Here is a 12,213-nt window from a genome sequence, read left to right on the forward strand (position 1 = left end):
CCCTCAGCCGTCGGAGCCGGCGTGCTCGCGCCGCCGTCGGCGCACGACCACCACGAGGATCGCCACGACGACGATGAGGCCGACCACCACGGCCGCGCCCGTGCCGAGCCACTTCTCGACCCGCCGGTAGGACTCGCCGGCGAGGTAGCCGGCGGTCACGGCCGTCGCCCCCCAGGCGATGCCGCCGGCTGCGTTCCACGGCAGGAACATGCGGTACGGCATGCCGCTCAGCCCGGCGAGGGCGGGCATCACCGCACGGAAGAACGCCGTCCACCGTCCTAGGAACACGGCCGAGCCGCCGCGGCGCCGCAGGAAGTCCTGGGCGTCGTCGAGCCGCTTGCGCCGGCGCTGGAGCACCGAGAGCGACATGACCCGTGGGCCGAAGTGCTTGCCGATCTCGTAGCCGACGGAGTCACCGACGATCGCGCAGAGGACGACGACGAGCAGCACCACCGTGAACGACGTGTGCCCGATGCTGGCCGTGACACCGCCGATGATGGCCAGGGTCTCCCCCGGCAGGACGAAGCCGACGAACAGGGCGTCCTCGGCGAAGACCACGAGCCCGACGAGCAGGTAGACCAGCCACGGCGGCGCACCGAGCACGGTGTCGACCAGGCTGCCGACGAGTCCGCTCACGGCCGGGCCGCCTCTCGGTGGGTGGCGAAGAAGTCGAGCAGCAGGGTCGCGCACTCCTGCTCCCGCACCCCGCCCACGACCTCGACGACGTGGTTGACGCGGCGGTCGCGGACGAGGTCCCACACCGAGCCGGTCGCGCCCAGCTTGGGGTCCCAGGCCCCGAGCACGAGCCGGTCGACCCGGGAGAGCAGCAGGGCCCCGGCACACATGGGGCAGGGCTCGAGGGTGACGACCAGCGTGCACCCCTCCAGCCGCCACTCGCCCCTGGCCAGGGCGGCCTCGCGCAGGGCCACGACCTCCGCGTGCGCCGTGGGGTCGTGCGCCACCTCGCGCAGGTTCCGGCCCCGCCCGACCACCTCGCCGGCAGCGTCGACGACGACCGCCCCCACGGGCACGTCACCCTCGCGCGCGGCCTGCGCGGCGAGCTCCAGCGCCTCGCCCATCCACCCGGCATACCGGGCATCGGGCGCCGGGCCGCGGGAGGAGGTCACGCGCTAAGTTTCGCCTATGCGCGTCCACGTTGCCGATCACCCCCTCATCACGCACAAGCTCACCTACCTGCGTGACAAGCGGACGGACAGCCCCACCTTCCGCCGGCTGACCGAGGAGCTGGTGACGCTGCTGGCGTACGAGGCGACGCGCGACGTGCGGGTCGAGCCGTTCGCGATCGAGACCCCCGTCGCGCCCACCACGGGCATCAAGCTGAGCAACCCCAAGCCGCTCATCGTGCCGATCCTGCGGGCCGGTCTCGGGATGCTCGAGGGCATGGTCCGCCTGCTGCCCAGCGCCGAGGTCGGCTTCCTGGGCATGCAGCGCAACGAGGAGACGCTCGAGGCGGTCACGTACGCCAACCGGCTGCCCGAGGACCTCTCCGGGCGACAGTGCTACGTCGTGGACCCGATGCTCGCCACCGGCGGCACCCTCGCCGACGCGATCCGCTACCTCACCGACCGTGGCGCCGACGACATCACGGCGGTGACCCTGCTGGCCACGCCCGAGGGTGTCGCGCACGTCGAGGAGGCCCTCGCCGACCTGGACATCCCGGTCACGATCGTCACCGGGGCGATGGACGAGCGCCTCAACGACAAGGGCTACATCGTCCCGGGCCTCGGGGACGCGGGCGACCGCCTCTACGGCGTCGTCTGAGGGGTCGCGCGGCCCGACCGGTCCCGGGCCGGGCGATCCTGGGACGGCGCGGCCGGTCCTCGGACGGCCCGACCACTCCTCAGCCGTTCGGACCGGCGCGCCTCCCCCGAACGGCTGACCTCCTCCGGCAGCCTCAGGGCTGAGGTGTGCCCGCTCGGGTGGACCGGCCCCGACACCCGAGGAGTGTCCATGCAGCGCGCAAAGAAGATCCTGGTCTGGGTCCTCGTCGCGTTCGCCGCGTACGCGATCGTCACGTCCCCCCAGCAGGCAGCCGACATCGTCAAGACGTCCGGCTCGATCCTGGCCGACGGGGCCCGGGGCATCGGCACCTTCTTCGACTCGCTGCTCGGCCGCTAGGCGACCCCGGCCGTGAGCCTGCCCGAGCCGCGCCGCCTGTCGGACCCAGGGGGTCTGCCACAGCAGCGCAGGCACGCCGAGCTGGACCGCTACCTGCTCGACGGCGAGCGGCTCGTCACCGCGGTCCACCAGCACTGGGGCAAGGTCGCCGAGCCCGTCGGCAGCGTCCTCGTCGGCGCGGTGCTCGCGCTGTGGGTCGACGCTCGGATCCCTGCATCGGTCGGGTGGCTCGGCACCGCCATCTGGTGGCTCTGGTTCGCCCTCGTGGCGCGGATGGCCTACCGGGTGGCCGAGTGGCGGCACGACTGGTTCGTCGCCACCGACAGGCGCCTCCTGCTCTTCTACGGGTTCATCACGCGCAAGGTGGCGATGATGCCCCTGATGAAGGTCACGGACATGTCCTACGAGCGGTCGGTGCCCGGCCGGCTCCTCGGCTACGGCCGCTTCGTCATGGAGTCCGCAGGCCAGGAGCAGGCCCTGCACGAGGTGAACTGGGTCCCCCAGCCCGATCACAACTACCGCGTGATCTGCGCGGAGATGTTCCGCGGTCCGGGCCGCGACGGCACCCCGGCGGGACGCGACCGATGGGGCGCGACCGGCCAGCCGTGGGACGAGCAGTGGGACGCGCCGCAGGCGCAGGAGCCGTGGGTCGACGAGCCGTGGACCGAGCCGGTGCCGGTTCGTGCGGACCTGCCGGACCCGTACGCGGGCTGGGACTCCCCGCGGCACAGCCCGGCGCACCCCACGGCGGGGGAACCCGGCACCACGACCGGCGACCAGGGCGACACCCTCTACCGGTCTCCCGACCTGCGGGCCCGTGACCGCAGCGCCGACACCGGTCCCATCCCACTGCGTCCTCGTCGCGCCCGGGACGACGACCAGCGCTAGCGTGGTTCGCCATCCGGGTCGCGACGGGGCGCCCCGGGCGTCGAGCCACCGGAGGTCCAACCCATGTCCGTGATGCGGACCAAGTCGGTCGAACAGTCCATCCGCGAGACCGACGACCCAGAGTTCGCCCTCAAGAAGAGCCTGTCCTGGCTGGACCTGACGGTGTTCGGCATCGGGGTCATCATCGGCGCGGGCATCTTCACGTTCACGGGCAAGGCCGCGCAGGCGTATGCCGGGCCGGCGATCACCATCTCCTTCGTCGTGGCCGCGGTCGTCTGCGGCCTCGCCGCGCTCTGCTACGCCGAGTTCGCGTCGACCGTGCCGGTGTCCGGGTCGGCCTACACGTTCTCGTACGCCTCGCTCGGCGAGATCGTCGCGTGGATCATCGGCTGGGACCTCCTGCTCGAGCTGGCCCTCGGCGCCGGGGTGGTCTCCCAGGGCTGGTCGTCCTACGCCAACCTGCTGCTGAACGACCTCGGCCTGCACCTGCCCGACGCGCTCGCCCCCCGCACGCAGGACAACCCCGGGGGCCAGTTCAACCTGCTGGCCTTCCTGCTCGTCGCGGTCCTCACGGCGCTGGTCGCGTGGGGCATCAAGGAGTCCATGCGGGTCAACCTCGTCCTCGTCGCGATCAAGCTGTTCATCGTGCTCTTCGTCATCGTGGCGGGGATCGCGTACATCAAGACGGCGAACTACCACCCGTTCGTCCCGCCGGCCAAGGCAGGCGAGTCCGCGTCCGGGCTCACCCAGCCGCTCATCCAGGCGATCGCCGGGTTCACCCCCACGACGTACGGCTTGGGCGGCATCTTCGCCGGCGCCGGGATCGTGTTCTTCGCCTACATCGGCTTCGACGTGGTCGCGACGACCGCCGAGGAGGCCAAGAACCCCCAGCGCGACCTGCCCATCGGGATCCTCGCCTCGCTCGTGATCTGCACCGTCCTCTACGTGGCCGTGGCCTTCGTCATCACGGGGATGGTGAAGTACGACAAGATCGACCCCGACGCCGCGCTGGCCACGGCGTTCCGCGACGTCGGGAAGTCGGCCTACGCCACGGTCATCTCCTGTGGCGCCGTCGCAGGCCTGACCACGGTCGTGATGACGTTGATCATCGGCGCGACCCGCGTGCTGTTCGCCATGTGCCGCGACCGGCTGCTGCCGTCCGGGTTCGGGCGCACGAACCCGCGCACGGGGACGCCGATCCGCATCACCGTCCTGGTCGGTGTGGTCATCGCCGTGATCGCCGGCTACGTCGGCAACCACGTCGACCTCGAGGAGATGGTGAACATCGGCACCCTCGCCGCCTTCACGCTGGTCTCGCTCGCCGTGCCGATCCTGCGGCACCGGCGTCCGGACATCCAGCGGGCGTTCCGCGTGCCCCTGTCGCCGTGGCTGCCCGGGTTCGCCGCCCTGGCCTCGCTCTACCTCATGCTGAACCTGTCGGTGGAGACGTGGATCCGGTTCCTCGTGTGGATGGCCCTGGGCTTCGTCGTCTACTTCGCCTACAGCTACCGCAACAGCCGCCTCGCCGGCCGGGCCCGCGAGGGCGAGGTCCCGAGCCTCTCGAGCACCTGACCATGCACCTGTCGATCGTCCTCGACTGCCTCGACGCGCAGGCTCTGACGCCGTTCTGGTCCGCGGCGATGGGGTACCGCGTGGCCTCGGAGCTGCCCGGCTTCGTCGTCCTGCGCCCCGACGAGGGCGAGCCCAGGGGTCCGGTGTTCATCCTCCAGCAGGTCCCCGAGGGCAGGAACGGCAAGAACCGCATGCACGTCGACGTCCACCCGCCGCTCGACCTCGGGCTGCCCGGGCTGGTGTCGAGGCTGGAGGACCTCGGCGGCCGGCGGCTCGGCGAGCCCGTCGTGGACCTGCTCGACACCGTGGGCGTCTGGTGGCAGGTCATGGCGGACCCCGAGGGCAACGAGCTCTGCGTGGTCGCCGAGCCCGGCCACCCGGGCCCGGAGGAATGGTCAGAGCGCTAGAGCGCCTTGATGATGTCCTCGACGCGCTCCTTGGCGTCGCCGAAGAGCATCGCGCTGTTCTCCTTGAAGAACAACGGGTTCTGCACGCCGGCATACCCCGTCGCCATGGACCGCTTGAAGACGACCACGTTGCGCGCCTTCCACACCTCGAGCACCGGCATGCCGGCGATCGGGCTGGACGGCTCCTCGGAGGCCGACGGGTTTACGGTGTCGTTCGCGCCGATGACGAGGACGACGTCGGTGTCGGGGAAGTCGTCGTTGACCTCGTCCATCTCCAGGACGATGTCGTAGGGGACCTTGGCCTCGGCCAGCAGCACGTTCATGTGGCCGGGGAGCCGACCCGCGACCGGGTGGATGCCGAACCGGACATTGACGCCCTTCTTGCGCAGCTGGCTGGTGAGCTCAGCGACGGGGTACTGCGCCTGGGCCACGGCCATGCCGTAGCCGGGGGTGATGACGACCGACGACGCATCGCGCAGCAGCTCGGCGACGTCCTCGGCGGTGGTCTCGCGGTGGTCGCCGTAGTCGGTGTCGGCCCCGACCGCGACCTCCTGGCCGAACCCGCCCGCGATGACTGAGAGGAACGAGCGGTTCATCGCCCGGCACATGATGTAGGACAGGATCGCACCGGAGGAGCCGACGAGGGCGCCGGTGACGATGAGCAGGTCGTTGCCGAGCATGAAGCCCGCCGCGGCGGCCGCCCAGCCCGAGTAGCTGTTGAGCATCGACACCACGACCGGCATGTCGCCGCCGCCGATCGAGGCCACGAGGTGCCAGCCGAACGCGAGCGCCACGACGGTCATGAGCAGCAGCGGCACGATCGACCCGGACGCGACGAACCACACGAGCAGGCCGGCCGACACGAGCAGCGCAGCGAGGTTGAGCCAGTGCCGCGCCGGCAGCATGAGCGGCGAGGACTTGATCCGCGCCGACAGCTTGAGGAACGCCACGATCGACCCGGTGAAGGTCACGGCGCCGATGAAGACCCCGAGGAAGACCTCGACGAGGTGGATGGTCCGGCCCGTGCCCGCCTCCCCGCCCTCGGCGAAGGAGTTGAACCCGACGAGCACCGCGGCGAGGCCGACGAACGAGTGCAGCATCGCGACGAGCTCGGGCATCTGCGTCATCTCGACGACCCGCGCGCGCCACAGCCCGATCGAGCCACCGACCGCCATCGCGACGAGCACGAGCAGGATCGTGACGAGGCCGTTCTCGGACCGCGACGCCGACAGCCAGAGCGTGGCCACGAGCGCGATGACCATGCCGGTCACACCGAAGGCGTTGCCCTCCTTGGCCTTCTCGTGCTTCGAGAGGCCGGCGAGGGAGAGGACGAAGAGGACGGCCGAGACGATGTATGCCGCCTGCACGACGTTGCTGGTCACGCGACGACCTCCCGAGGACACGAGCGACGAAGGAGCGAGGCCCGGAGGGACGAGGAGCGGGGCCGGTCGATGCTGGTCATGGTCCGTCAGTCCTTCCGGAACATCTGGAGCATGCGGCCGGTCACCGCGAAGCCACCGAAGATGTTGATGCTCGCGATGACGATGCCGCCCAGGGCGATGGCGCGTACGACCGGGTCGCCGCTGCCGACCTGCAGGATCGCGCCGACGAGGATGATGCCGCTGATCGCGTTGGTCTCCGACATCAGCGGCGTGTGCAGGGCGTGGGCGACGTTGGAGATGACGTAGAACCCGACGATGACCGCGAGCGCGAAGACGGTGAAGTGACCGAGGAAGACCGACGGGGAGTTCGCGGCGACGAGGCCGAACAGGACCGCGGCCAGGGCCATCACGGCATACCGGCGCCTGGGGTCCGGTGGCGGCTTGGGCGCGGCAGGCTCGGGCGCTTTCGCGGAAGGTGCCGCGGGCGCGGCGCTCACCTGGACGGGCGGCGGCGGCCAGAGCGTCTCGCCGTCGCGGCACACGGTCATGCCCCGCTGGACGACGTCGTCGAGGTCGAGGACGACCCGGCCGTCCTTGCCCGGCGTGAGCAGCTTGAGCAGGTTGACGAGGTTGGTGCCGAACAGCTGGCTGGCCTGCGTCGGCAGGCGGCCGGGAAGGTCGGTGTAGCCGATGATCTTGACCCCGCCCGCTGTCGTGACGAGCTGGTCGGCGACGGCGCCGGCGACGTTGCCTCCGTTGGCTGCTGCCATGTCGACGACGACCGAGCCCGGCTTCATCGTGGCGACCATCTCCTCGGTGATGAGCCGGGGCGCCGGGCGGCCGGGGATGAGCGCGGTCGTGATGACGATGTCGACCTCGCGCACCTGCTGGGCGTAGAGCTCGGCGGCCTTGCGGTTGAAGTCCTCGCCCATCTCCTTGGCGTACCCCGTCGCCGACGGGCCCTCGTCCTCGATGTCGATCCGCAGGAACTGCGCGCCCATCGACTCGACCTGCTCGCCGACCTCGGCCCGGGCGTCGAACGCGCGCACGACGGCGCCGAGGCTGTTGGCGGTGCCGATGGCCGCGAGCCCTGCGACCCCGGCACCCACGACGAGCACCGTGGCAGGAGGGACCTTGCCGGCCGCGGTGACCTGGCCGGTGAACAGGGACCCGAACTCGTGGGCCGCCTCGATGACCGCGCGATAGCCGCCGATGTTGGCCATGGAGGAGAGCACGTCGAGCGACTGGGCGCGCGAGATGCGCGGGACGGCGTCCATGGCGAGCGCGGTGACCCCCGCAGCGGTGAGCCGCTCCACCAGGTCGGGGCGCAGGGCCGGGGAGAGCAGGCAGGCCAGCAGCGTGCCCGCCCGCAGCCGCGCGACCTCGGCGTCGTCGGGGGCGTTGACCTTGAGCACCACCTCGCAGGCCCACGCCTCCGGCGCGTCGACGCAGGTGGCTCCGGCCGCGGCATACGCCTCGTCGGGGAAGGAGGCGCGCGCGCCGGCGCCGCGCTCGACCACGACGTCGTACCCGAGGCCGACCAGCTGCGCGACCGTCTTGGGCGTGGCGGCGACCCGGGACTCACCCGGCTTGGACTCCGCAGGGACACCGATCCGCACTGTTGCTCCCGTCGTTGGAAGGCCGTGACGCACCTCAACCTATTGGCTGGGTGTCCGAGAGTGGTGGCTTTGTGAGCACGGTCCCCCGCGCGTCCACGCGCTGGACCGGAAGGGAGTGGCACGGCCGTCGTCACATCCGCGGGACGTGCTGCGTCAGTGGGTCGACAGCGTCGTTTCGTGGAAGGGTCGGCACCGTGGACCGGACGGAGATCTTCATGGCCGAGCGGCCACGGCTGGTGGGGCTCGCCACCCGGGTGCTCGCCGACCCGGCCGAGGCCGAGGACGTGGTGCAGCAGGCCTGGCTGCGGCTGCACGCGGCGGCCGACGACATCGACAGCGTGCCCGCCTGGCTCACCACCGTGACGACGCGGCTGTGCCTGGACCGGCTGCGGGCCCGCCGCTCCGTCCCCGTGCCCGAGGTGGAGGTGGCCGAGCGGGCGCCCGACCCGGCCGAGGACGTCGTGCTCGCCGACACGGTGGGCGTCGCCCTGCAGGTCGTGCTCGACCGGCTGACACCGCAGGAGCGGGTCGCGTTCGTGCTGCACGACACCTTCGGCTTCGAGTTCGCCACGATCGCCGCGGTGCTCGACAGCACCCCTGCGGCTGCCCGCAAGCTGGCGTCACGGGCCCGCGCCAAGGTCCGCCAGCCCGCGCCCGAGGACCAGCTCGCCGACTGGGAGGTCGTCGACGCGTTCATGTCGGCCGCGCGGCAGGGGGACTTCACCCGGCTCGTACAGCTGCTCGCACCGGACGCCGTCGTCACGGCCGACGACGCGGCGGTCCTCGCGGGGACCCCGGAGCGGATCGAGGGACGCGAGGCGGTGGCGGGCTTCTTCAACGGGTCGGCGCAGTCGGCCCTGCCCGTCCTGGTCGACGACCGCCCGGCTGCCGCCTGGTACCTGCGCGGCGAGGCCAGGGTCCTCTTCGACTTCACGCTCGAGGGCGGGGTCGTCACGCGGATCACGTTCCGCGCCGAGCCGGCCGTCCTGTCCCGGGTGTCCCGCCGGGACGGCGCCGTCCCCCGCGACTGACGGTCACACCCGCGGCAGCTCGGACGTCAGCACGGCAGGGGCACCACCCACCCGACACCAAGGCCACCCGGCCGGAGGAGAACCGATGAAGACGATGACCTGCCGCCAGCTCGGCGGCCCCTGCGACCTCGCCCACCGGGGCGAGACCGCGGACGACGTGATCAAGGCCCAGGACCAGCACCTCAAGGACGCCGAGAAGGCGGGCGACACCACGCACCTGCAGGCCCGTGAGGACATGAAGGGTCGGTGGCGCCACCCGAAGCGGTCGATGGGCTGGTACCGCGACGCCAAGGCGACGTTCGCCGCGCTGCCGGAGTCGTAGGGCCGCCGGCCCCGCGGGGGCCGGCCCCGATTCGCCGCGCACCGAGGCCCCGCCTACCGAGACCCCCACGCGACGAAGCCCTCACCCGAGCTTGTCGGGTGGGGGCTTCGCCGTGCGCCGGACCGCCTGGTCGCTAGAACAGCAGGCCGGTGACGATGAGCGTCATCAGGGCGATGAGCGTGACGGCGCCCAGGAACAGGCTGCCGCCGATGTCGCGCTGCGACTGCTCGTAGGTGCGGTCGGTGTGCAGGTAGTCGTGGGGGTAGCGCCGGGCCTCGTGGGCGGCGCGGGCGCGGCGGTCCGCGCGGGTGCGAGTCATGGTGTGGGTCATCTGTGCGCGCCTCCTCTCGTTACGATACGAACCGTATCGTATTGGATCGGAGGATGCCAGTTCAGGCTCCTACGACCGGCGCGACAGCCACGGGACACGCGATCTGGGGCTGCAGCGCGCGGTTCCCCGAACGCTCCAGCCCCCGATGCGGCTCGGACCCCGCCTCAGGCGGAGGCGCCGCCCACGTCGCCGTGCGGGACGGGCTGGCCCAGCCGTCCGGCCTGGTAGTCCTCGAACGCCTTCATCACCTCGGCCTTGGTGTTCATCACGAACGGGCCGGCCCAGGCGACGGGCTCGCGGATCGGGCGGCCACCGAGGACGATCACGTCGAGCCCCGCGGCATACCGCTCCTGCTGGGTGCGCGCGGACGACAGGCGCAGGGTGTCGCCCACCCCGAGCACCGCGAGCTGGCCGGTGCCGATCGGGGACTGGTCCGGGCCGACGAAGCCGTCGCCGCTCATGACGTAGACGAGGGCGTTGAAGTCGCTGCGCCACGGGAGCACGGCCTCGCCGCCGGGAGCGACCGTCGCGTGCACCATCGCCATCGGCGTGTGCGTCGAGCCGGGACCCGTGACTCCGGCGACCTCGCCGGCGATGACCCGCAGGAGCGTGCCGCCGTCGGCGGAGGTGAGCAGCCCGACCTCGGAGGAGCGCAGGTCCTGGTATGCCGGGGGCTTGAGCTTGTCGGCGCGGGGCAGGTTCACCCAGAGCTGGAACCCGTGGAACAGGCCGCCGCTCACGACGAGGTGCTCCGGCGGGGCCTCGATGTGCAGGATGCCCGACCCGGCGGTCATCCACTGGGTGTCACCGTCGGTGATGGTCCCGCCGCCACCGAAGGAGTCCTGGTGGTCGAAGATCCCGTCGATGATGTAGGTGACGGTCTCGAAGCCGCGGTGGGGGTGCCACGGCGTGCCCTTGGGCTCACCCGGGGCGTACTCGACCTCGCCCATCTCGTCCATGTGGATGAACGGGTCGAGGTCGCGCAGGTCGACGCCCGCGAAGGCGCGCTTCACGGGGAAGCCCTCACCCTCGAGCCCGCCGGGCGCGCTGGTGATCGAGCGCACCGGACGCTGGACCGCCGCCGGCGAGGGCGACGGGACGCGGGGCAGCACGGTGAGGTCGGAGACGGTGACGGCTGGCATGGTCCCTCCATCGGGATAGTTTCAAATTCAACTATCCACGCCAACGGCGTCCCGCGTCAAGACATTCCCTCCGGCCGACCCCGCGGCCCGCCGCCGCGGGCGGGTCAGGCTCCCGGCGGGTCAGGCTCCCGGCGGGTCAGGCTCCCGTCCGGCCGGCCTCGGTGCCCGTGGTGGTGTCGGTGGTGGTGTCGGCGACCTCGTGCCGCTCGCCCAGGGGGTGGCGGTCGACGTCGGCGGCGTCGACCTCGTGCCGCTCGCCCAGCGGGCGGCGGTCGACGTCGGCGGCGTCCTGCTGCAGCGTGTCGCGGTGCAGGGTCGTGCCGTCGTCCACCCGCTCGGTGCCCTCCGCCGGGCGCGCGGCGTCGCGCCCTGGCTGGACGTCCCGGTCGACGTCCGGCTCGACGTCGGGGTCGGTCTCGTCGGCCCGGCGCAGGTGCTCGTCGCGCACCTCGCGGACCTCCTGCGCACCCTCGCCGTGTCGCTCCGCCTCGGCCTCGAGCCGCTTGGCCTCGGCGGCCTTGCGGTCGGCCTCGGCCCGGGCGGCGCGGGCCTGCGCCTCGGTCTCCTCCGCGCGGGCCTCGCGGGCCCGCAGCTCGCGGTCGTGCTCCTGCGCCTGGGTGCGGATGCTGTCCGCCTCGGCCCGCTGCGCCTCGACCCGACGGGCCGACGAGCGCCGGGCGACGAGTGCGACGACCACCGCCACGACGATGACCGCGACGATGATCCAGATGATGGTGCTGGTGTCCATCCCGACCTCCTGGTCCCTGCGGCCGGGGTGCCGGCCGCACCTCGAACGTAGCCCCGACCCGGCCCACTGGCACGCCGAGTGCCCGGCATCGCCGCAGGTCAGCGGCCGTTCGGTCGTCAGGACCGGCGCCGTCCTCAGCGCCCGTCCGGCGCCTGGGGGCCGACCTCGGCGGCGGCGGTGGTCCGGTCCACGACCTCGGTGAGGAACCGCAGGACCACCGCGCGCTCGTGCGGCGTGAACCCGGCGATGACCTCACGGATGGCGCCACCGATGGGGGCGAAGACCTCGCGACCCACGTGCATGGCGGCGTCCGTCATCTCGATCGAGACCCGTCGGCGGTCGGTCTCGCTGTGCCTGCGCTGCACGTGGCCGACCCCCTCGAGCCTCGTGAGCAGCGCCGACGTCGCCGGGGCGCTGAGGTTGAGCGCGGCGGCCAGCTCCCCCGGCCCGAGGTCCTCGCCGCGGCGGCTGGCGTCCATGACGTGGGCCAGGGCATTGAGGTCGGTGCGGTGCAGCCCGTGCCGACCGCCATGGGCGTCGATGTAGTGGTCCATGGCGGTGGTGAACTCGCGCAGCCGGTCGATGATGGCCGCGTCCAGGGCGGCGGAGGGGTTCGGCTCGCGGTGCGTCAC

15 protein-coding genes are annotated in these 12,213 nt (G+C 72.1%); 7 read left to right on the forward strand and 8 right to left on the reverse strand.

Features of this window, described 5'->3' with window-relative positions; genetic code table 11:
• Positions 1 to 3: 3 nt before the first annotated feature.
• Positions 4 to 636: a DedA family protein gene (locus ACYVDO_RS06710; protein ID WP_460934022.1), complete on the reverse strand. Its 633-nt coding sequence runs from the start codon at positions 634 to 636 to the stop codon at positions 4 to 6.
• On the reverse strand, positions 633 to 1,079 hold the full coding sequence (tadA, locus tag ACYVDO_RS06715; RefSeq protein ID WP_460934281.1) for a tRNA adenosine(34) deaminase TadA: 447 nt from the start codon (positions 1,077 to 1,079) through the stop codon (positions 633 to 635). Before tadA ends, ACYVDO_RS06710 begins: the two co-directional genes overlap by 4 nt.
• Positions 1,080 to 1,143: 64 nt before the next feature.
• Here tadA and upp point away from each other — a divergent pair, with 64 nt between their 5' ends.
• From upp to ACYVDO_RS06740, 5 genes are all read left to right on the forward strand, one after another.
• A complete protein-coding gene (gene upp, locus ACYVDO_RS06720; protein WP_460934024.1) occupies positions 1,144 to 1,782 on the forward strand; it encodes a uracil phosphoribosyltransferase in 639 nt (212 codons plus the stop codon).
• 189 nt (positions 1,783 to 1,971) lie between these two features.
• The gene (locus ACYVDO_RS06725; protein WP_460934026.1) at positions 1,972 to 2,139 is read left to right on the forward strand and encodes a hypothetical protein; all 168 of its coding nucleotides are present in this window, start codon (positions 1,972 to 1,974) and stop codon (positions 2,137 to 2,139) included.
• Positions 2,140 to 2,151: 12 nt separating this feature from the next.
• Positions 2,152 to 3,027: a PH domain-containing protein gene (locus tag ACYVDO_RS06730; RefSeq protein ID WP_460934028.1), complete on the forward strand. Its 876-nt coding sequence runs from the start codon at positions 2,152 to 2,154 to the stop codon at positions 3,025 to 3,027.
• 63 nt (positions 3,028 to 3,090) lie between these two features.
• On the forward strand, positions 3,091 to 4,599 hold the full coding sequence (locus ACYVDO_RS06735) for an amino acid permease (RefSeq protein WP_460934030.1): 1,509 nt from the start codon (positions 3,091 to 3,093) through the stop codon (positions 4,597 to 4,599).
• Between the two features lie 2 nt (positions 4,600 to 4,601).
• On the forward strand, positions 4,602 to 5,006 hold the full coding sequence (locus tag ACYVDO_RS06740; protein WP_460934032.1) for a VOC family protein: 405 nt from the start codon (positions 4,602 to 4,604) through the stop codon (positions 5,004 to 5,006).
• Here ACYVDO_RS06740 and pntB read toward each other — a convergent pair.
• Positions 5,003 to 6,388 carry a Re/Si-specific NAD(P)(+) transhydrogenase subunit beta gene (gene pntB, locus ACYVDO_RS06745; protein WP_460934034.1) on the reverse strand — a complete coding sequence of 462 codons (1,386 nt, stop codon included), beginning with the start codon at positions 6,386 to 6,388 and terminating at the stop codon, positions 5,003 to 5,005. The genes ACYVDO_RS06740 and pntB overlap by 4 nt on opposite strands.
• Positions 6,389 to 6,474: 86 nt before the next feature.
• The gene (locus ACYVDO_RS06750; RefSeq protein ID WP_460934036.1) at positions 6,475 to 8,007 is read right to left on the reverse strand and encodes a Re/Si-specific NAD(P)(+) transhydrogenase subunit alpha; all 1,533 of its coding nucleotides are present in this window, start codon (positions 8,005 to 8,007) and stop codon (positions 6,475 to 6,477) included.
• A gap of 194 nt (positions 8,008 to 8,201) precedes the next feature.
• Here ACYVDO_RS06750 and ACYVDO_RS06755 point away from each other — a divergent pair, with 194 nt between their 5' ends.
• Positions 8,202 to 9,038: a sigma-70 family RNA polymerase sigma factor gene (locus tag ACYVDO_RS06755; protein ID WP_460934038.1), complete on the forward strand. Its 837-nt coding sequence runs from the start codon at positions 8,202 to 8,204 to the stop codon at positions 9,036 to 9,038.
• A gap of 85 nt (positions 9,039 to 9,123) precedes the next feature.
• Entirely contained in the window at positions 9,124 to 9,360 is a 237-nt protein-coding gene (locus ACYVDO_RS06760; protein WP_460934040.1) for a hypothetical protein, read from the forward strand.
• A gap of 133 nt (positions 9,361 to 9,493) precedes the next feature.
• Here the strand turns inward: ACYVDO_RS06760 and ACYVDO_RS06765 are convergent, their stop codons facing one another.
• From ACYVDO_RS06765 to ACYVDO_RS06780, 4 genes are all read right to left on the reverse strand, one after another.
• On the reverse strand, positions 9,494 to 9,691 hold the full coding sequence (locus tag ACYVDO_RS06765; RefSeq protein WP_460934042.1) for a hypothetical protein: 198 nt from the start codon (positions 9,689 to 9,691) through the stop codon (positions 9,494 to 9,496).
• A gap of 164 nt (positions 9,692 to 9,855) precedes the next feature.
• Positions 9,856 to 10,833 (reverse strand): pirin family protein, encoded by a 978-nt coding sequence (locus ACYVDO_RS06770; protein WP_460934044.1) that lies wholly within the window; start codon positions 10,831 to 10,833, stop codon positions 9,856 to 9,858.
• Between the two features lie 136 nt (positions 10,834 to 10,969).
• The gene (locus ACYVDO_RS06775) at positions 10,970 to 11,581 is read right to left on the reverse strand and encodes a hypothetical protein (protein WP_460934046.1); all 612 of its coding nucleotides are present in this window, start codon (positions 11,579 to 11,581) and stop codon (positions 10,970 to 10,972) included.
• A 134-nt stretch (positions 11,582 to 11,715) separates the two neighbouring features.
• Positions 11,716 to 12,213 carry a MarR family winged helix-turn-helix transcriptional regulator gene (locus ACYVDO_RS06780; RefSeq protein ID WP_460934048.1) on the reverse strand — a complete coding sequence of 166 codons (498 nt, stop codon included), beginning with the start codon at positions 12,211 to 12,213 and terminating at the stop codon, positions 11,716 to 11,718.

It is taken from the genome of Phycicoccus ginsengisoli, from assembly GCF_054779295.1.

What these genes read in the sequence shown, in the direction of transcription:
- ACYVDO_RS06765 (WP_460934042.1), bottom strand. Translation starts at nt 9,691, where the DNA reads ATGACCCACACCATGACTCGCACCCGCGCGGACCGCCGCGCCCGCGCC.
- ACYVDO_RS06770 (WP_460934044.1), bottom strand. Translation starts at nt 10,833, where the DNA reads ATGCCAGCCGTCACCGTCTCCGACCTCACCGTGCTGCCCCGCGTCCCG.
- ACYVDO_RS06760 (WP_460934040.1), top strand. Translation starts at nt 9,124, where the DNA reads ATGAAGACGATGACCTGCCGCCAGCTCGGCGGCCCCTGCGACCTCGCC.
- ACYVDO_RS06725 (WP_460934026.1), top strand. Translation starts at nt 1,972, where the DNA reads ATGCAGCGCGCAAAGAAGATCCTGGTCTGGGTCCTCGTCGCGTTCGCC.
- ACYVDO_RS06740 (WP_460934032.1), top strand. Translation starts at nt 4,602, where the DNA reads ATGCACCTGTCGATCGTCCTCGACTGCCTCGACGCGCAGGCTCTGACG.
- upp (WP_460934024.1), top strand. Translation starts at nt 1,144, where the DNA reads ATGCGCGTCCACGTTGCCGATCACCCCCTCATCACGCACAAGCTCACC.
- ACYVDO_RS06735 (WP_460934030.1), top strand. Translation starts at nt 3,091, where the DNA reads ATGTCCGTGATGCGGACCAAGTCGGTCGAACAGTCCATCCGCGAGACC.
- tadA (WP_460934281.1), bottom strand. Translation starts at nt 1,079, where the DNA reads ATGGGCGAGGCGCTGGAGCTCGCCGCGCAGGCCGCGCGCGAGGGTGAC.
- ACYVDO_RS06775 (WP_460934046.1), bottom strand. Translation starts at nt 11,581, where the DNA reads ATGGACACCAGCACCATCATCTGGATCATCGTCGCGGTCATCGTCGTG.